Genomic DNA, 18,072 nt, shown 5'->3' with positions numbered 1-18,072 from the left:
CAGCAGTGGGTCGTCAAGCGACGGCCAGGTCGTCCAGCGGCGGTTCGGAAAGCGGCCGTTCCCCGACCCGTGCCGATTCAGGCGGCGGGGACTGCGTCGTCACTTTTGTCCTATTCGGGCCGGCTTGGGTCGCCCTTGGCCGGGTCGGCCTTGTCGGCGGGCTCGCGTCGGATTGCACCGACGTATGCCCCGGCCGAGCGAAGGCGCGCATGACCCGCGATGCTCGCCACGTGCAGTCGCGCCTGCCGGTCGAGTGCCGGATCAACGGGCTCGCCGCCGCGAATCGGCGCTCGCGTGCCCGTCCTCTCCTCGTACTCGCCTTGAAGGTGGTCGTGCCTCGCGCCGTGGCCGGTGGTTCCGCTCTCCCGCTTCGTCAGGCCGAACTTGCGCAGCGCGTAGTCCAGCCGCCGTAGGTTGGACTTCAGGTCGAGATCCGGCGCCCCCATGTGTGCATCGTGGCCGCTGACGACGCTGCGCGCATGCTCGATGGCTGCCTGCTGCTCCCTGGTGGCCAGCGCCAGCCAGCGCGGGCGGCCTCCCTTGCCCTTCGTCCACAGATACCGATCCGCCCTCCGTTCTTCGACTGGCAGCCCCGTCTCCTCGAAGGGGTGGACATGGGCGTAGGGACGGCACATCACCGATTCCTTGCGCCGCAGGCCGACTTTCACCATCAGGCGCATCGACGCACCGATGCGGGCATCGCAGGCAGAGACCTGGGACAGCAAGCCCTCCACGTCGATGCCGTTGCCGCTCCAGCTCTTGTCGTGCTGGGCGTTCTCGTGGCGCTCGTACTCCTCGGGCGTCAGCCCGTAGTGCTCGGGCTTGCGGATGAAGCCCGGTTTGTTGAGCCACATCGCCAGGCCGCGCAGGAAGCTCAGGTAGGTCTGGATGGTCCCCGGCGAAAGCTTGCGACGCTGCCACACCTTCACCATCGCCTGGACATGCCGCTGGCCGAGGTTGCGCGGGTCGGGCGCCAGCTTGAAGCCGGCGTCGGTGTGCAGCTCGCGGAAGAAGCGTCGCAGGAAGTGGGCGCGCTCGTAGCGCGTCTTGTGCGACACGGTCTTCTCGAGCGCGGTGTGCAGCGGGTTGAACAGCTCGATCAGCACGTCCACCACCCGGTTCACGGGCGTCTTGCCCGGCGGGTACATGTCCAGCACCTGCTGGGGTGACTTGCCCGCCCAGCGTTGCCGCCGCGGGGCGTCCTGGCCGTGGAGGCGGCCGGGGCTGGTAGATGTCTTCGGGGTGGTCCCGGAAGGGCGGGTGGATGAGGAGGGCAGGGTGGGCGCGTCGCGCAGTTCGTTGCGCGAGGCGGCCGCCTGCTGGCGGCGGCGCGAGGGTTGTTCACGGCGGATGCGGGGCATGGTGGATTTTCTGGAGGGTGGCGACTGCCCGAACAGCGCGCCGGTGGATGAGCGGTCGGGAAGGCGACCGGGGTTGGAGGAATCCATCGATGCCCATCGAAGCCCATCGAAGGCCCAGAGGCGCCGACAGGCACGTCACCGGGGCCGATTCCTGGCAAGCCCACGGTGGCGGAGATCGTCTGAAACGTCGGTGCGGCGATCGATCTCTTCTGGCGCCACACCCACCCATGGCTTTGCTGTCCGGTGATCTCGTTCGAGGTCTTCGGTCAGCTCGGTCAGTCTTAAACTGAAGTTCCCCCACACCCGAGCCGAATTGCCCTTTTCCATCAACCACTTGCGATGGATTTCGGGTTTGGTTTTCTGACTACGGCTGGATGGCCTGTATCAGCGCCATGGCGCGCTGTTGGTGTGCCGTGGCGGTGGTGAGCACCTCGAAGGTTGGCGCATCTGCGCCAGCGCTCGGTGCGCGGCAGGTGTTGCGCACGAGGGTGGACATCTCTGCCATCAGGGTTGCGAAGCTATGCGCAGGCTGCTCGTCCTCGAGCACCTTCGATGCAGCCTTGGCGCTTGCCGAAGCCGAGCGCATGGCTGGCGCTACTGGATCGCGCGTGGCCTTGGCGGCCTGATCGGTGTCGGCGAACATCAGCTCGCGCCAGGCCTCGCGCATGTGCCACTCGACGTAGAACGCCAGCATGCACAGCAGGATGTGCGCGCGCACCCGGTCGGCCAACCGATGGTGGATGGGCCGCACCTTCAGGTCCACCGTCTTCAATGATCGGAACGCCCGCTCCACGTTGGACAGGGCTTTGTAGCTGCGCACGCAATCCGGTGCGCCCATGCGCTTGGCGTCCAGTGAGGTGCGAATGACATACAGCCCGTCCAGCGCCGCCTCGGCGTTGATGGCGTCTTGCCTTCTCGCCCAGTTCAACGCCGCATCTCCGATGCTCAGCTCGAAGTGCTTGGCCACCTTGTGGCGGTTGATGATCTTGCCCACCTGCACGCCGATCTTGTCCTGCCCGGTGAGCCGGCCCGCATCCACGCTGGCCTTGACCAGGCCCAGCAAGGCCTCGGTGGACTGCAGCAGGCTCTCACGCTTGTGCGCCCGCAGCCTGGCCAGGGCGTCGTTGCGGCAGGCTACCAGGCGCTCGCCGGGATAGTCGGGCGACGTGATCTCGGCCAGGTTGCGCTGATCGAACAAGCCCAGCTGCAAATGGCCCTGCTCGACCAGGGAGCGGATCGAGACGCTCTTGAGCGCTGTGATCCAGTCGATGCCGCCTTGGCCGCGAAGCTCGTCGATGGCCTTTTGCGACACCATCCCGCGGTCGCCCACCATCACCACCTGCGCCAGGCCGAAGCGCTCGCGCACACGCTGCACGGCGGGCAGGAAGGTCAGGCTGTCCGACGTATTGCCCTCGAACACCGAGACCGCCACAGGGCAGCCACGCGCATCGGTGAGCAGCCCGTAGTTGACCTGCAACGTGCCGGGCCGGCCATCGCGGCTGTAGCCCCGCTTGGCCAACGGGCAGGTGCTGCCCTCGAAGTAACTCGAAGACAAGTCGTACAGCACCAATGCACCCTCGCGCAGGTGACGTGCGGCGAGCTTCTTCTCGATGGCGTCCTGGCGCGTCAGCAGCCAATCCATGGCGACATACAGATCGTCCTCGGTGGCGTCAGCAACGCCGAAGTCCTCGGCCAGGGTCGAGCTGTGCCAGCGCCTGGAGGTGGCCAGCTTGGTGTCGGGTTGCACGATGCGCGAGGCCACCATGGCCAGCACCAAGTCGCGTTCACGGCTGGGCTGCGACGCGACAACCGAGGCCAGCCCCAGGCGCTGCATGGCCACAGCGACGGCCTGCACGTGGCCATGGGCGCGCGAGCGCACGACCTCGAAGGCCTGGGAGGCGGGAACGAAGGTCTCGCCTTGCAGCGAGCGCCGGATGATGTCGATCAGCGCATCGGGCAGGTGGGACAGGTTGCCCAGGGTTTCGTTCTTGACCTTGCCGTCTTCGCGGTAGCTGCGGCGCAGCAGGTGGGTGAAGTAGACCTTGTCCTTGTACGCCCGCTTGGTGGTGACGACGTGAGCGGTTCCTGTGCGGGATGCCATGCTGGCAATTCTGCCTCAGAAGGCGCACAGAAGCAACACTTTTTAGTGACTACACAGTCAGGCACAAAAAAGGCCCGGAAGGGCCGAAATTGTGAGTCGTGACAGATACTTGGCTCAGCCACGCCTTACGTTGGGGCGGGGAACTTCAGCTTAAAAATAGAAACGTGTTGATCCAGGCCGTCTGCGCATTTCTGCGACACGACGACAGTGGTGATGTCCACCCCGCTCGGGGCTGGGTGCGACATCGACGCCAGGGTCGAGCCCTGGGTCATTCGGTGGATCAGGCCTGGTGTGCAGCGCCGGCCACTCGCATGGGTCCACCCCTGACCGAGAGTCCAGGGCGGTGTCGAGTTGATGAGCGAAGGTCGTGCAAGGAGCCTCATGGAGGCCATCACGCCGCACGATGCGCAAATGCGCGTGCTCAAGGGCTGGCGGGAACGGTGCGCGGCATCAGGTGCCGCCACGGGGTTCTGCTGCGCCGGTGCGCGTCTGGAGCGCCCAGCCGTCATCACAAGGATGCGGCTGGCTTGGACCGGGCAGGTCACTGCGACAGGGGAGGGCTCGGCACGCTGGCGGCGTCGATCCTTCTGGAGGTCGATGCCGGTCGCGCCACCCGTTCGGGACGGGAGCTTCGGTTGAAGACACGAGGCAGGTAACGACTGCGACGCCTGTTGTGCTCGTCTTCTACGAGAGGACGGAGCGGGCGAGGGGCCCTCGGGAGCCCACAGTGGAAACCGCGGCGCCACCCATGGTCAAGGCCGCGGGCGCAGCTGCCGCCGCAAGGCGCCGGAAAGGCCGTCGCTTGGGGCGGGCAGTTGACGGCGCGCGATTCGGGGGCAGGGCCGATCTAGCGTGGCAATGGCCAAGATCGCCAGCATTGGCGCGGGGTTGACAGCGAAGGCTGCCGCCTCAGGTACCCCGACAAGGGTGGCACCGGTCTTTGCGGGGCGTGCCTCGTGAAGACGGACAAGCCGCGGGACGGGGTTGACGGGTGACTTTCCAGTGTGACCGTGGTGACACCACGCGGCCGAAGCGCCCTCTCGGTGTCACCCGAAGTTCAGTGCAGTGCCAGCGCAGTGACACCGGGCCGGATCCGATGTCGAAATCGGGTCTGCAGAAGCAGGTATCCGCGTGGAGGAACGGGGTCGGTCTGTCGATCCTGAGCACTCTTTCGTTCACTCGGAGAACACCATGAACCTGATCGTGAGGGCGGTGGATGTCGGTTCCGGCAACACCAAGTTTGTCATCGGCGCGGCGGACAGCGAGATCCGCTGCGCGAGCTTCCCGTCGCTGGCCTACCCGTCCAGCAATGGGCAACCACTCTGGCCCGGCGGGGATGGGGCCAAGACCATGTTCATCCCGGTCGGGTCGCTCTTTTATGAAGTTGGCCCCGAGGTGCGGCTGGCGGCAGACACCTTCCGTGCCACGCAGCTGCACGACGACTACATCGAATCGCCGGAGTACATGGCGCTGCTGCGAGGCGCGTTGCGTTCGATGCGGCAGAGCCAGATCGACCTGCTGGTCGTCGGCCTTCCGGTGGCGCTGTTCGCGGTGAAGAAGGCCGCCCTGGAGCGGGTCATGACGGGGGAGCACGATGTCGGCGGCGGCAAAAAGATCTTCGTGGTGCGTACGCTGGCGGTCGCCCAGCCGCAGGGCGCGCTGGCCTACTACGCGCACGCCCACGGCAAGCTGGGGGAGATCGCCAAGGAGCGCAGCCTGATCATCGATCCGGGCGCGCGAACCTTCGACTGGCTGGTCGCCCAGGGCATGCGCCTGGTGCAGAAGCAGAGCCACTCGGTGAATCGCGGCGTCGCCGACGTGCTGAAACTGCTCGCCGCCGAGATCACCAAGGACATCGGCACGCCTTTCCGCGATCTCGACGCCATCGACATGGCGCTGCGGACGGGGAAGGCGCCCGTCATCTTCCAGAAACCCTACGACCTCAAGCGACTGCTGCCGTTGGCCGAGAGCGTGACGGAGCAGGCCGTGTCGAGCATGAAGGAGTGGATCGAGTCGCCGCACAGTCTGCAGAACATCATCCTCGTGGGTGGCGGCGCCTTCCTCTTCCGCAAGGCGGTCAAGGCAGCGTTTCCAAGGCACCGGATCCACGAGGTCAAGGAGCCCATGTTCGCCAACGTGCGCGGGTTCCAGTTGGCAGGGCAGAACTACGCCCGAAGCGTGATGGCGGCAGAGCGAGACCGCGCGGCCAGCGAGCATGGAGGTGCAGCATGACCATCAGTCCATTGCCCAAGGAGCCGCTGCCGATCCGCTTGGTCTTCAAGCTGGAGCGGGCTGTGGGCGCCGGCTTGAATTTGTCTTCTTTCAGCCGGTCTGAACGTGCGTGTTCTTGCTGATCCGTCTTCTTCGGATCACCGTCTCTGACGGTCTTCTTCAGCTCCGTTCTCCTTCTTCTTCAGACTCTGCGCCGACGAGTGTTCGCTCGAGGTGGTTGTCGCGCTCGACGGGTTCGTTGGGGAGCGACGATGGCCAAGGCGGGACAGCGCAAGTGCATGTCGTGCGGGGAGTTTTTCCTCCCCGACCATCGCAGCGGTGAACGTCAGCGCTACTGCTGCGCCGTCGATTGCCGGCGCGCGAGCAAGGCAGCCAGCCAGGCCGCCTGGTTGTCCAAGCCATCCAACCGCGACTACTTCAGCGGCCCCGTGCACGTCGCCCGCGTCCAGGCTTGGCGCGCCGCGCATCCCGGCTACAGCTGCGACCGGGTGCGCCCGCCGCGGGCGTTACAAGATCTCTTGCCGCTGCAAGTGCCTGATTCGATTGAGGAATCGGCCAATCGTGTCGAGGCTCCCGGGGCGCCCCCGACCGTGGCGTTACAAGATCTCTTGATCGCCGAATCGCCTTTGCTGGCGGGGCTTGTGGCCCATCTGTTCCAGCCGGCGCTACAAGATGACATGGCCAGCACCACCCGGCGCCTCGTACAACTTGGGCGCGACGTGATCAACGGGAGGTGCGGTGAAGGCCATCAAGCAGCTACTTCGGCCCGAGCGGCTGCGCCAGGTCCCCGAGCAGTTCAGCTGGGTTGACCAGGCGCTCGTGCAGCAGCACTTCATCGACCGCTGTGAGGCCCGCTCGGCGGCGCTGTACCTGTTCCTGGTCACGGTGTCCGATGCCCAGGGCCTGAGCTACTACGGCTCGGCCACGCTCGCCCGGCGGCTGCACCTGAGTGACGAGCAGTTCGCCGCGGCACGCCAGCAGCTCATCGAGCTGGATCTCATCGCCTATCGCTCGCCGCTGTACCAGGTGCTGGCCCTGCCGGGGACCGTGGCGGCGCAGCGCCCGGCGCCGCGTCCACCGGGCGTTGCCGGGGCCAACACCGGCGGCCAGCCCGTGAGCCTGGCCGCGCTGCTGCAGCAGGCTCGAGCGCGCCGTGGTTGACTACGAGACCTACTGCCGCATCCGTGACCACCTGGTGCGCCAGCAACTCACGGTGGCGCAGACCGCGCGAGCGCTGGGCCTGGATGTACGCACCGTCGCCCGGTGGGCGCAGGCCGAACAGTTCCGAGCGCGCAAGGCCGTGCTGCGCGCCAGCAAGCTCGACGCCTTCAAGGGCCAGATCGTGCGCTGGCTCGACGCCCACCCGTACAGCGCCCAGCAGATCTACCAGCGGCTGCTCGAGGCCGGCTACGGCGGCGGCATCACCATCGTCAAGGACTACGTGCACCGCATCCGCCCGCGACAGCGGCCGGCCTTCCTCAAGCTGGACTTCGAGCCGGGCGAGTGCGCGCAGCTCGACTGGGGTGAGTTCGGCACCGTCGCCGTGGGCAACACGCGCCGGCGCCTGAGCTTCTTCGTGATGGTGCTGTGCTACAGCCGGCGCATGTACCTGGAGTTCACCGTGTCGCAGGAGATGGAGTTCTTCCTGGCCTGCCACGAGAACGCCTTCGCCGCCTTCGGTTCAGTGCCCGCGCGGCTGATGGTCGACAACCTGAAGTCCGCCGTGCTCAAGCGCCTGGTCGGTGAGGCGCCGGTGTTCAACCCCAAGTACCTCGACTTCTCGCGCCATTGGGGCTTCCAGATCACCCCCTGCAACGTGGCTTCGGGTTGGGAGAAGGGACGCGTGGAGAACGGCGTGGGTTACGTGAAGAAGAACTTCCTGGCCGGCCAGGAGTTCATCGACTTCAGCGCCGTGCAGCCCGCCGCGCAGCTGTGGGTGGACACGGTGGCCGACGTGCGCGTGCACGGCGCCACCCAGCGCCGACCCGTGGACATGTTCGAGGAAGAGCGCGCCCGCCTCAAGCGGCTCAACCCCGTCGGGTTCGACCTCGCACGCGTGCGCACGGCAAGCGTCAACAAGCAGTTCCGCGTCGCGCTGGACTCCAACACCTACTCCGTGCCCTCGCGCCATGTGGGTCAACGCCTGACCCTGAAGGCCTGGGCCGACCGCTTGTGCATCTATGCCCACGACCAACTCGTCGCGCTCCACGCGCGAAGCATGCAGCGCAACAAGGACTTCGAGCTTGCCGAGCACGCCCAGCAACTCGCCCAGCAGCGCAAGAGCGCCCGCGAGCAACGCCTGCTGGTGCAGTTCCTGGCCCTGTCGCCGCGCGCCCAAGCCTACCGCGAGGGCCTGGAGGCCCGGCGTGTGAACGCCCGGGTGCACCTGCGCCAGATCCTCGCCCTGGCCGAGATGCACGGCCGCGAGGCCGTCGAGCGCGCCATCGACGACGGTCTGGAGCTGCAGGCCTTCAGCGCCGAGTACATCGCCCACATCCTGGCCGCGCGCCGGCGCATCGGGGCCGAGCCCGCCGCCCTGCAGCTCACCCGCAGTGCCGACCTGCTCGACATCGAGATCCCCGCGCCCGACCTGTCCATCTACGACCGTGAGTGAAGGAGCGACAACCATGCGAGCACGCCACGCCCACCCCGATGCCCTGTCCGCGCAGGCCAAGCTCACCGCGCTGAACCTGCCGTTCATGCGCGAGAACTACCAGCCACTGGCCAAGGCCGCCGCCGACAAGCAGTGGTCGCACTTGGCCTACTTCGCCGAGCTGCTCAACGGCGAGGCCGCCCAGCGCGAGGACCGACGCGTGCAGCGCTGCATCCGCCAGGCCCGCTTCCCCGTGCTCAAGACCATCGACAAGTTCGACTGGAACTGGCCCACCAAGATCAACCGGCCGCAGATACAGAACCTGTTCCACCTGGACTTCGTGGCCCGGCACGCCAACGTGGTGTTCATCTCCGGCGTCGGCCTGGGCAAGAGCCACTTGATGACGGCCCTGGGCTATGCAGCGTGCCAGCGCGGGCACTCGGTGCTGTTCACCGGCGCCATCGACATCATCAACACGCTGGCCACCGCGCAGGCCGCCGGCGGCCTCAAGCGGGCGCTGGCAGCCTACGTCAAGCCCGAGGTGCTGTGCATCGACGAGCTGGGCTACCTGCCCATCGACAAGTTCGGCGCCGACTGCCTGTTCCAGATCATCAGCCACCGCTACGAGCGCGGCACCACGCTGTTGACAACGAATCGCCCGTACAAGCAATGGGCCGGGATCTTCAACAACGACGCGACCCTGGCCTCGGCACTCCTGGACAGGCTGCTGCACCACGTCGAGACCGTCGTGATCGAAGGCAAGAGCTACCGCGGCCAGTCACACGCCGAGATCTGAAGCACGCCGGCATCCACTGCGTGCCGCGTCAGCGCCGGCATCACGCCACTCCCTCCGCGATCCCCTCAGCATTTCGAAACCGGCCAGAACTCAACACGTTCGCACCGGCGCCCACACGGGCCGAGCATCCGCGGCTGTACGACGAACTGATCCGCTTCCGCAAGGGCGCCAAGCGCGTGAACCGGCTGCGCTTGCTTGCCTACGACGGTTTGCTGGTCCAGCAAGGTCTCCTGAAGCTCCCTGGGCAGACCCTCAGCGAAACGCCGGGCTCGATCGGCTTCGACGGCGATGCGGACGGGGTCACGAACGGACTCTTCGAGCCCTCCGTCGATGACCAGGGTGGGCCATGAGGAGGCGCGCCTGGCGTCGCCGGGACGGGAGCGTGGGGGCTTCCGAGCTCGCACAGATGGGCAGGTGCGAGCGTCTGGTGGTCCTCGAATCTATTCGCGGCGCGAAGCGGAGTGCGGCCCAGGAAGTGGCTCGGCAGCGGGGTATCGCCGCCCATGTGCGTTTCGAGCAGGAGGGGCGCAGCGCAGCTGCCGCGGATGGTGGGGCGACCCGACGACCGGGCGAGCGATGCTTCATCGCGACGATGGTCTTCGGGGACGCATGGCAGACCGATGCCCTCCGCGACTTCAGGGATGCGGTCCTGCGGCCGCGGCCTTGGGGTCGACGCCTGGTGGCGGCCTACTATCGAGCCGGCCCTCGCCTCTGCGGCGTTCTTCTGGGCCGTCCGCCGTTGCTGTGGATGACGAAGTGCATCCTGGGGTGGGCGGCGCACGGCTGGCGGCGATGGTCTGCCAGGCGTCGGCCATGACGTTCGAATCGATTTGGCTGTGGGTGTTGGTGCTGGCCGTCGCCTTGGCAGTTTCATGGTGGCTTCTTTGGCGCCGCGCACGCGTCGCGGAATGGCGCCAGCGACCGGCCGTCCTGCGTGATGCCGAACTGCTCTGGGTGGAGTCGAAGTTCAGGTCGACGAGCCACTGGCCCATCGTGGCCAGGGTGGATAGGGCGTATCGGCTGCCGAGCGGGTTGGTCGTGCTGGTCGAGCTGAAGACGCGTTCGACTGCTGTGGTGAGGATGTCGGACGTCATCCAACTCTCGGCGCAGCGTGTGGCGGTAGAGGACGACCTGGGGGTCCCGGTGTCGGACGAGGCGTTCGTGCTCATCCCTGGCCGGGACTCCGCGCCACTGATCGCGCGATCGGTCAGGCTGATGTCGCGCGAGCAGGTTCATGCCCTTGCGGCGCGGCGTCGGCGACTGATTGATGGCCTCGACCGTCCGCGCTGGCCCGACGGCGAGCACGTTTGTCACGGTTGTGGGCAGCGAGCGACCTGCCGCTCCGCTGGCGAGCGTCTGGCTAGACCAATCCGGATACGCTAGAATGTCTAAAATATTCGACATTTCTCAGAGCCAAACCGTGGACCTCTCCAACCTGGGCACCATCATTCGTGAGCGGCGCGAGGCGCTGGGACTGACGCAGTCGCGGCTCGCGCAGCTGAGCGGTCTCTCGCGGCAGACGCTGGTCGGCCTGGAGGCGGGCGCTTTAAGCGACCTGGGCTTCAACCGGGTGTCCCAGCTCCTGTCGGTGCTGGGGCTGGACCTCGATCCGCCCAGCCAGGCGGCGCGGTCCCGGAAGCGGGGCCTGTGGATGGCGGCGAAGAACGCCAGCGTGAGCTATGTCCAAGAGGTGCCGCCCGACACGCTCGGCCACGCGCTGGTCTGCGGAAGCGTGCCGAAGGGCTACGCGGCCCATCTGACCCACCTGCTCGACGAGGCGCCCGTGCCGCTGGTGGTGATGGCCGTGGAGGAAGCCGCCGCAAACGAGGGCGTGGCGCCCAAGGCTGTGTGGCGCAACGTCGCGAAGCTCGCCAGGTCACTGGCAGTGCACCGGCAAGGCTTGTGGGCGTGACGAGGGCGTGATGAAGCCGCTGCCGGCTGGCCCCTGGGAAGTGCTGTTCCAGCGAGCGCTGCGGCTGGTCGACGACATCCAGCTCCATGGGGGTCTGGCGGATCCGTTCTGGACCTTCGGAGGCGGAACCGTCCTAATGTTCAGGTACGGACATCGCCTCAGCAAGGACATCGACATCTTCGTGCCAGACCCGCAGTACCTCGGCTACGTGACGCCCCGGCTCAGCGACACGGCGGCATCACTGACCGAGGAGTACACGGAGATGCCTGGCTCGTTCGTCAAGCTGCAGTTCGAGGAAGGTGAGGTCGACTTCGTGGCCGCGCCGAACCTGACCGACGTCGCATGGGAGCGGTGGGAGATTCAGGGGCGGCCGGTGCGTGTCGAGACGGCTGCCGAGGTGATCGCCAAGAAGATGTACCACCGCGGCGACCGGGCAACCGCGCGTGATCTGTTCGACCTGTCCATGGTGGTCGAGCGAGAGCCGGAAGCGCTGGCGGCTGCCAGGCCTTTCCTGATGCGGCACCGAGACCGGTTCCTCGAGCAGATCGGGCAACCAGGTGCGGGGTTCGTGGCGACCTTTGAGGCGATCGCAGCGACCGGGTACCAGCCGAGCCTGGAGCACTGCGTCCAAGTTGCCACCGCCTATCTGTCCGCACTGAAGGAACGATGAGCGTGGCACCCGATGGCGCAGCAGTACGCGGTGGAGTGGCGCAGACTTGGGCACAGGAAATCCACAAGGGTTTCCACTACTGCGCGTCGAAACCCTGGATACAATCACAGGGTCTGCAACGCACAAAGCCAGGCGGCAACCTGGCTTTGTACGCCCTGAACTGGTTCGAGCCCAGGGGAAGGGAGGCCGCTAGGACCCCCCGGTCGAGCCTGAGATTCTAGCGAGCCTTGCGGGCACCGGGCTCATGTTGATCGAACAGAAAGGTGATCGACATGACGAAGAAGACGCAAGAGAGCTACCGCAGCGCCGTGACCGGCAAGTACGTCAAAGAGCACTACGGCAAGACGCACCCTGACACGACCGTCAAGGAGCGGACGCCGGCGCCTCAACCGCCGAAGAAGAAGTAACCGCAAGGTCGAGGGGCGCCGCGAACCGGTGCCCCTCTTTGTTTTGGTGCCGTGTAGAGGTCCTATGTTCGACAACATGTTGCGAGAACTGCGCGCACTCGAGCGCCGCTCGATTACCGTCCCCATCGACAGTGACGAGAAGGGCTACATCGACAAGGAGTGCCCGTCGACCAACTGCGAGTTCCAGTTCAAGATCAAGGACGAAGACTGGAAGAACATCTGCCGCGACGAAGGCGTCTGGTGTCCGATGTGTGGTCACGCGGCGCCAGCCAAGAGCTGGTTCACCAAGGCCCAGGTTCAACATGCCGAGCGGCACGCACGCAGGGTGATTGAATCGACGATCGACGGCGCGATGCGGGCGGATGCGAGGGCCTTTAACGGGCGGCAGCCAAGGAACTCGCTGATCTCGATGTCGATGAAGGTGGGCGGCGCACCGCACTTCACGCCGTACAGGGTTCCAGCGGCTGCGTCGGCAGCAATGGAGCTCGAGATCGCGTGCGAGAAGTGCAGTTGCCGGTTCGCGGTGATTGGCTCGGCCTACTTTTGCCCGGCGTGCGGCCACAGCTCCGTGGATCGCATGTTCGATGACTCCCTGCGCAAGATCAGGGCCAAGAAGGACAACGTCGAAGTCGTGCGCCAGGCCATCGCGGCGGTGGGCGGCAGGGATGAAGCCGAGCTGATGTGCCGGTCGTTGATCGAGTCATGCCTGCAGGATGGTGTGACCGCGTTCCAGCGGTGCTGCGAGGGGCTGTATGCATCGACGGCGCCTGCAACTCCCGCGCCGATGAATGCCTTTCAGCGACTCGCACAGGGCAGCGAGCTTTGGCAGGCGCGGGTCGGCGTTGCGTATGTCGATATCCTCGGCAGTTCAGACCTGGAGCGACTCAGGCGGCTGTTCCAGAAGCGGCACCTGCTGGCCCACAGCGATGGCATCGTGGATCAGCGATACATCAACGAGTCGGGCGACTTGACCTACAAGGTTGGGCAGCGGATCACGGTCTCAACGTCGGAGGTCGACGGCATCGTCATCGGCATCGGAAAGTTGGTGGCAGGACTACGGAGTGCCGTCAACGGGCCACCAGGCAAGCCTTAGCCCGCGGTCGAGTCGGAGATGCTCCCCACCGGTGGAGCGGCTCGATTCAAATTCGCCAGAGCGTCGTTGCCAGCGACGAGCAAGACCGTCAGAATGTCTCTGCTTGCGGTCTCATGACGGCTCACGATGAGTAGGGGAACAGAAGGGGGAACAGTTCGATTTCTCCCGGAAGTTTTCTCAATGAGATCAACAGCTTAGGTCGCCGTTTTGCGTCCCATCAGCCACCCCAAGATTCAGAAGGCCCGCACGCAGCGGGCCTTCGTTGTTGTGGGGCTTGGCGCTTGGCGATGCGCTGGCCGGCTGGACTGTTGAGCGGCACCAGCCTTGCTGAGCCGCAGGAGCCGCAGACATCATGCCGGCTCGACAGGCGCCGCCGGCCCGTCAGGGCCACCATGAGGCCGATGAGGGCCACCAGTCGGCTGCGGATCTCAGCGGCGAGTCGTTTGGCCTCACTGAGGTTCTCTGCTGACGGCGGCGTCGCCATGCCGTCACGCCTGAGCGTTTGGCGCACGACCTCGCCATTCAGGCTGAACTGGATCCAGATGGCCTTGCCGCGGGTCTCGACACCGGTGCCTTTCCTGCCCATGCGTTCCTCCATCGATGCGCTGATGTCGATTCAATTGAAGCTGCTGGCGTGAGGCGCAGCAAGCGCGACCTGCTCGACGGAGGGCCTTGGCGAACAGTTCAGGTGGCTCCGACCACCAGGTGCGGTAGCGCCGACCGAGTGCGACTCGCACGACACCGTGCACACTGTCGGTCATGAGGGAGCCGATCATGGATTCGATCAACGCCGCGCTGGCGGCCGTCCTGCATACCGTGCATACGCCAGGCGACTTCTTTGCGGCTGGCGAGTGCGCCTTGCATCTTCCGCTGATCGAGGTTGAGGGCATCGGCCCGCTTGCCCTGCCGTTGCTGCCGGCGCAGGCCGCGAAACTCATCGCGACGGCTGAACGCGCGCCCTACGGCCGTGGTGCAGACACACTGGTCGACACTTCCGTGCGCCGCACATGGCAGATCGGCGCCGACCGCGTGCGCATCCAGAGCAGGCACTGGCCGGCCATGCTGGAGGGCATCGTCGAACGCGCGGCCGTGGGTCTCGGCGCAGGTGTCGGCGTCGAGGCCGAACTGTACAAGCTGCTCGTCTACGACGAGGGCAGCTTCTTCCTTGAGCATCGCGATACCGAAAAGTCGCCTGGCATGTTCGGTACGCTCATCGTCGCGCTGCCGTCGATTCATGCGGGCGGTGAACTGGTGATCCGTCATCGCGGGCGCGAAGCCCGTCTCGAGCTGCTCTGCGCTGATGTGTCCGAGCTTGCCTGGGCCGCCTTCTATGCCGATTGCGTCCACGAGGTGCTGCCCATCGACTCCGGGTGCCGGCTGGTGCTCGTCTACAACTTGCGGCGCACGGGGCGCGGCCGCTTGCCCCGTCCACCGTCCTACGACAAGGAGACGGATGCTTTGGGGCGCTTGTTGCGCCGTTGGTGCGAAGATCCGGCACGACTCGACAAGGATCGGCCGCTCAAGGTGGTCTACCCGCTGGCTCACGCCTACACGCCGGCCGAGCTGTCGTTTGCGGCGCTCAAGGGCGCAGATGCCGCGGCTGCCACCGTGCTGACCACGGCCGCTGGCGGTGCCGACTGCGATCTCCACGTGGCGCTGCTGCGCATCGAAGAGAGTGGTGCAGCGGAGTACAACGGCGACTCCGGATCACGCTGGCGCAGCCGCTACCACGACAATGATGAGGAAGGCGGCGATGACGAGAACAATGACGAATTCAGGGTGGCCGAGGTTTTCGATCGCTCCTTGACCCTGTCTGATTGGAGGCGGCCCGACGGCGGTGTGGCGCCCTTGGGCACCTTGCCGTTCAACGAAGGCGAGGTCTGCCCGCCAGATGCACTGGCCAACATGGAGCCGGACGAGCAGCACTTCCACGAGGCCACAGGCAACGAAGGCGCCTCGTTCGAGCGCAGCTACCAGCGGGCGGCCCTGGTGTTGTGGCCGCGTGGGCAGAGGCTGCGGTTGATCGCACGGGCGGGTTTCGCGGCTTCATTGCCGGCCCTGGACGGCTTGGTCAAAGCCTGGATCGACAGCGGAGCCGAGCCGGGTCACGCCGCCCGGAACGAGGCCCACGATCTGGCGGCAGAGATGCTGGCGAGCTGGCCCGTGCATGCCGCTCGTCGGGTGGGCGATGGGCCGGGCGCCGAGAGCAAGGTGCTGTCGCAACTGGTGCGTCTGCAGGATCGCGAGCACATCGAATCGATGCTGGCCAACATCGTTGCGGCCGGTGGCTATGCGGTGGGCGACAACGCGGGCTTGGTGCAGGCCCTGAAGCTGCTGCCGGTCCCTCGCATCGGTTCGCTGCTGCTGGCCGTGGTGCAAGGCAATGCCGATCTCCACATCGGCGGTTGCGCTGACCTGCTGGCACGCGCTGCCGCCGTTTCAGCTTGGCGGGGGCAGGTGCTGGGCGCAGCCCAGGCGCTGCTCGATGCCATGCCGGGCGATCCGGCGCGACCCAGGTCGCAGGCCGACGAGTGGCGCCGCGAACGCGTCGATGCAGGCGTGGTCCACGACACGCTGCGCGCATTGGACTTCGGGGGGCCTGCGGGCCTGGCCGCGTTGGCCGACAAGGCTGTGACGCACTGGCTGGCCTGGCCCAAGACCTATGGGATGGATGCCGTCATCGTTCCGGCCTTGCGTCGGCTCGCCGACCGGCCGGCGCAGCTGAACCGGCCGGCCTGCCTGAGGCTGCGGGTGGCTGCTCTGGACCACCTGCGGGCACGGTCCTCGCTGGACTTGGCACCGCCTGCCGACTGGCGGCGCGAGGCCCGGATGAGCTGCCGTTGCGAGCACTGCCTGGCCCTGAGCCGCTTCGTGCAGAGTGCTGAACAGGAGGTCTGGCGCTTCAAGGCGCGCGAGACCGATCGCCGTCACGTCCAGGACTCGATCCGTCAGGGCCGGCATGACGTCGACTGCAGCACCGAGCGCAAGGGCAGCCCGCATGTGCTGGTGTGCACCAAGAACCAGGCAAGCTACGAGCGCAGGGTCGCGCAACGAAGGGCCGACCTCGACGATCTGGCGCGGCTCAAGGCGTAGGCCTGTTCGGCCGGGCGGTCCACCGGGGCGAGATGCCATGGTCTTCGCACCACCGCCGTGCGATCACCTCCATCGCCTGGCGTTCGAAGGCGAACCAAGCCTCGCGTTGGGTCGGGTGCGAGGCCAGCACGTCCTTGAAGCGACGGAAGGGCTTGCGCTCTTGCAGCGCTTGCCCGAGCGCCCGGCCGAGCCGGTCATCGCCGCACTGATCGACGAAGTCCTCCATCACGCGGAAGGCTTCGGACGACTCGATGGGTTCGATGAACAGCCAGCGGCCGTCATCGCGGGGATCCCCGTCGGTTTCGTCGTAGGCATCGGGTCCGATCAGGGACAGGATCACCCCGGACTTGAGGTTCAGCCAGTGGGCGCTCTCTCCGAGCGGGTCGCGCGAAGTCAAGGCCCAGCTCAGCTCCTCGAGGTCGATGGTCAACACCCGTGCGGCATCGCCACCGCGGGCGGGCGGGGTGCCGTCCGTGCTCACCTCGATATCCCCAAGGTGTCCCACAAGAACTGGTAGGACACGGCGGGCCGCCCTTGGGCGGCGGACTGTTGGCGCTCGCCGTCCTCGTACTCGCGCAGCAGGCCCTTCACGCGTTCCAGGCCCGCCGGGGTGACGATGGCCTGACGCGGAGAGCGACCGCCCAAAGCCGGAATCGTCTCGTCGGCCCAGTTGGCGTAGCGGCGATGGAGCACTTGCTCGATGGCCTGCGCGATGGCCTCGGGCGGCAGTTCAGGTGTGCTTTTGGAGAAAGCTCGGGGAGTGCGGCTCGCGTCGCTGCCGCCCGCCCGCGCCGGCCACGCCTTGGAACCAGGCACGGCCGGTATCCGCCAGGCGCTGCGTGCGGTGGAAGCGTTCGACGCGGTCGGTGCTGCGTCCCGGGTTGAAGGTCGACTGGCTGCGCTGCGCGCCGTCACTGCCTTCGACCTGGCGATGCCATCCCTGCGCCGCATCGCCGCTGACATCGGGCTGAGACGCCACTGAGGCGGCAAGCGCCGCCGCATCATGTACGCGGTAGTGGTCGGTCACCAGGAGCACGGGATCGCCGGTCGACGCATCCTGTATCTGCGGCAGCGGCGCGGGTGCGAACCACTGGTCCAGCCAGGCGCGGGCGATGGCCAGCTCGAGCAGATCGCGTTGTTTGTCGACCTGGAGCTTGCGTTCGGCAGAGCCGGCCATTGCCTGGCGGGCCTGCGCCAGCACGGCCGCTTCCGCCAGTTTGGAAAAGGGATAGATGGCTCCCGAGAGTTCATGATGCCCGTCGATGCCCACGCCGGTGGCGACTTCCATGATGCGCGCGCCCAGCAGCTTGCCCGGCCTCGCACTGCGGCTGCCGCTGATCTCGCCCACCTGCTGAGGCTGGGCCTGCGGGTCGAACTCGTCGATCAGGGTCATGCCGGCGCCGGGCTGCACGTCTGTGACCCGGTACAGGCGCAGGGGCCGTGCGCGCAGTTGAGCGATCCAGTCGCGCTGGCCGGGCGTGAGAAACGGGCCCTCTCGTCCCCGCAGGTAGGCGTTGATCTCTCGCAGGCCACCTCGGGCGTGGATCTCTCCTCGGGCGATCAACCACTCGCCGGCGTTGATTGACACCATGGTCATGCCGTCTTCGTCCAGCTGCCAGCCATCACGCGGACCTTCGGGCCGCCAAAGGTCCAGCAAGGCCTCGAAAGCGCTGCGCCAGCACTTGCGATGCCGCTCGGCCAACCACGAGATCGCGAGGAGGGCCGCGTCTTCGTGATCGCGCGGGCGCAGGGAATGAATGTTCATGGTCGGAATCCGGTGCGGTGTGTGAGGCTGGGCGAGCTGTTGCCGAACG

At 66.6% G+C, this 18,072-nt stretch carries 16 protein-coding genes; 9 read left to right on the top strand and 7 right to left on the bottom strand.

Annotation, left to right across the window (positions count from 1 at the left end; translation table 11 throughout):
* Nucleotides 1–110: 110 nt before the first annotated feature.
* Both KA711_12440 and KA711_12435 read right to left on the bottom strand, forming a co-directional pair.
* Nucleotides 111–1,361, bottom strand: coding sequence for an integrase domain-containing protein (locus KA711_12440; protein MCM0609779.1), 1,251 nt, complete (start codon nucleotides 1,359–1,361; stop codon nucleotides 111–113).
* 364 nt (nucleotides 1,362–1,725) lie between these two features.
* On the bottom strand, nucleotides 1,726–3,462 hold the full coding sequence (locus KA711_12435; GenBank protein MCM0609778.1) for an IS1634 family transposase: 1,737 nt from the start codon (nucleotides 3,460–3,462) through the stop codon (nucleotides 1,726–1,728).
* Between the two features lie 1,191 nt (nucleotides 3,463–4,653).
* Between KA711_12435 and KA711_12430 the strand changes: the two genes are divergently transcribed.
* From KA711_12430 to KA711_12410, 5 genes are all read left to right on the top strand, one after another.
* Nucleotides 4,654–5,694: a PRTRC system protein D gene (locus KA711_12430; protein ID MCM0609777.1), complete on the top strand. Its 1,041-nt coding sequence runs from the start codon at nucleotides 4,654–4,656 to the stop codon at nucleotides 5,692–5,694.
* Between the two features lie 738 nt (nucleotides 5,695–6,432).
* On the top strand, nucleotides 6,433–6,855 hold the full coding sequence (locus KA711_12425) for a hypothetical protein (GenBank protein ID MCM0609776.1): 423 nt from the start codon (nucleotides 6,433–6,435) through the stop codon (nucleotides 6,853–6,855).
* Nucleotides 6,848–8,308, top strand: a complete 1,461-nt coding sequence (gene istA / locus KA711_12420) for an IS21 family transposase (GenBank protein MCM0609775.1) — start codon at nucleotides 6,848–6,850, stop codon at nucleotides 8,306–8,308. Before KA711_12425 ends, istA begins: the two co-directional genes overlap by 8 nt.
* A 13-nt stretch (nucleotides 8,309–8,321) precedes the next feature.
* Nucleotides 8,322–9,083, top strand: coding sequence for an IS21-like element helper ATPase IstB (istB, locus tag KA711_12415; GenBank protein ID MCM0609774.1), 762 nt, complete (start codon nucleotides 8,322–8,324; stop codon nucleotides 9,081–9,083).
* A gap of 20 nt (nucleotides 9,084–9,103) precedes the next feature.
* Nucleotides 9,104–9,433: a hypothetical protein gene (locus KA711_12410; GenBank protein MCM0609773.1), complete on the top strand. Its 330-nt coding sequence runs from the start codon at nucleotides 9,104–9,106 to the stop codon at nucleotides 9,431–9,433.
* A gap of 285 nt (nucleotides 9,434–9,718) precedes the next feature.
* Here the strand turns inward: KA711_12410 and KA711_12405 are convergent, their stop codons facing one another.
* Entirely contained in the window at nucleotides 9,719–10,177 is a 459-nt protein-coding gene (locus tag KA711_12405) for a hypothetical protein (GenBank protein ID MCM0609772.1), read from the bottom strand.
* Between the two features lie 326 nt (nucleotides 10,178–10,503).
* On the opposite strand from KA711_12405, the gene KA711_12400 reads away from it, so the two are divergent.
* The 3 genes from KA711_12400 to KA711_12390 all read left to right on the top strand — a co-directional run bounded on the left by KA711_12400 (nucleotide 10,504) and on the right by KA711_12390 (nucleotide 13,165).
* A complete protein-coding gene (locus KA711_12400) occupies nucleotides 10,504–10,995 on the top strand; it encodes a helix-turn-helix domain-containing protein (protein MCM0609771.1) in 492 nt (163 codons plus the stop codon).
* Between the two features lie 10 nt (nucleotides 10,996–11,005).
* Nucleotides 11,006–11,665 (top strand): nucleotidyl transferase AbiEii/AbiGii toxin family protein, encoded by a 660-nt coding sequence (locus KA711_12395; GenBank protein ID MCM0609770.1) that lies wholly within the window; start codon nucleotides 11,006–11,008, stop codon nucleotides 11,663–11,665.
* Nucleotides 11,666–12,136: 471 nt separating this feature from the next.
* Entirely contained in the window at nucleotides 12,137–13,165 is a 1,029-nt protein-coding gene (locus KA711_12390) for a hypothetical protein (protein ID MCM0609769.1), read from the top strand.
* Between the two features lie 217 nt (nucleotides 13,166–13,382).
* Here the strand turns inward: KA711_12390 and KA711_12385 are convergent, their stop codons facing one another.
* Nucleotides 13,383–13,751, bottom strand: a complete 369-nt coding sequence (locus KA711_12385; protein MCM0609768.1) for a DUF3596 domain-containing protein — start codon at nucleotides 13,749–13,751, stop codon at nucleotides 13,383–13,385.
* Between the two features lie 173 nt (nucleotides 13,752–13,924).
* Between KA711_12385 and KA711_12380 the strand changes: the two genes are divergently transcribed.
* Nucleotides 13,925–16,258 (top strand): 2OG-Fe(II) oxygenase, encoded by a 2,334-nt coding sequence (locus tag KA711_12380; protein ID MCM0609767.1) that lies wholly within the window; start codon nucleotides 13,925–13,927, stop codon nucleotides 16,256–16,258.
* Here KA711_12380 and KA711_12375 read toward each other — a convergent pair.
* Genes KA711_12375 through KA711_12365 form a run of 3 tightly spaced genes read right to left on the bottom strand, consistent with a single transcriptional unit; the run spans nucleotide 16,248 to nucleotide 18,023 of the window.
* On the bottom strand, nucleotides 16,248–16,739 hold the full coding sequence (locus tag KA711_12375; GenBank protein ID MCM0609766.1) for a hypothetical protein: 492 nt from the start codon (nucleotides 16,737–16,739) through the stop codon (nucleotides 16,248–16,250). The two genes, KA711_12380 and KA711_12375, sit on opposite strands and share 11 nt — an antisense overlap.
* On the bottom strand, nucleotides 16,736–16,951 hold the full coding sequence (locus KA711_12370) for a DUF2384 domain-containing protein (protein ID MCM0609765.1): 216 nt from the start codon (nucleotides 16,949–16,951) through the stop codon (nucleotides 16,736–16,738). The genes KA711_12375 and KA711_12370 overlap by 4 nt, the downstream gene beginning before the upstream one ends.
* Nucleotides 16,952–16,988: 37 nt before the next feature.
* On the bottom strand, nucleotides 16,989–18,023 hold the full coding sequence (locus KA711_12365) for a hypothetical protein (protein MCM0609764.1): 1,035 nt from the start codon (nucleotides 18,021–18,023) through the stop codon (nucleotides 16,989–16,991).
* Nucleotides 18,024–18,072: the final 49 nt, after the last annotated feature.

Source organism: Ideonella sp. WA131b (genome assembly GCA_023657425.1).
GTDB lineage: Bacteria > Pseudomonadota > Gammaproteobacteria > Burkholderiales > Burkholderiaceae_C > Rubrivivax.
Note: the sequence above shows the minus strand (reverse complement) of the source record. Positions and strands in the feature narration are given on the sequence as shown.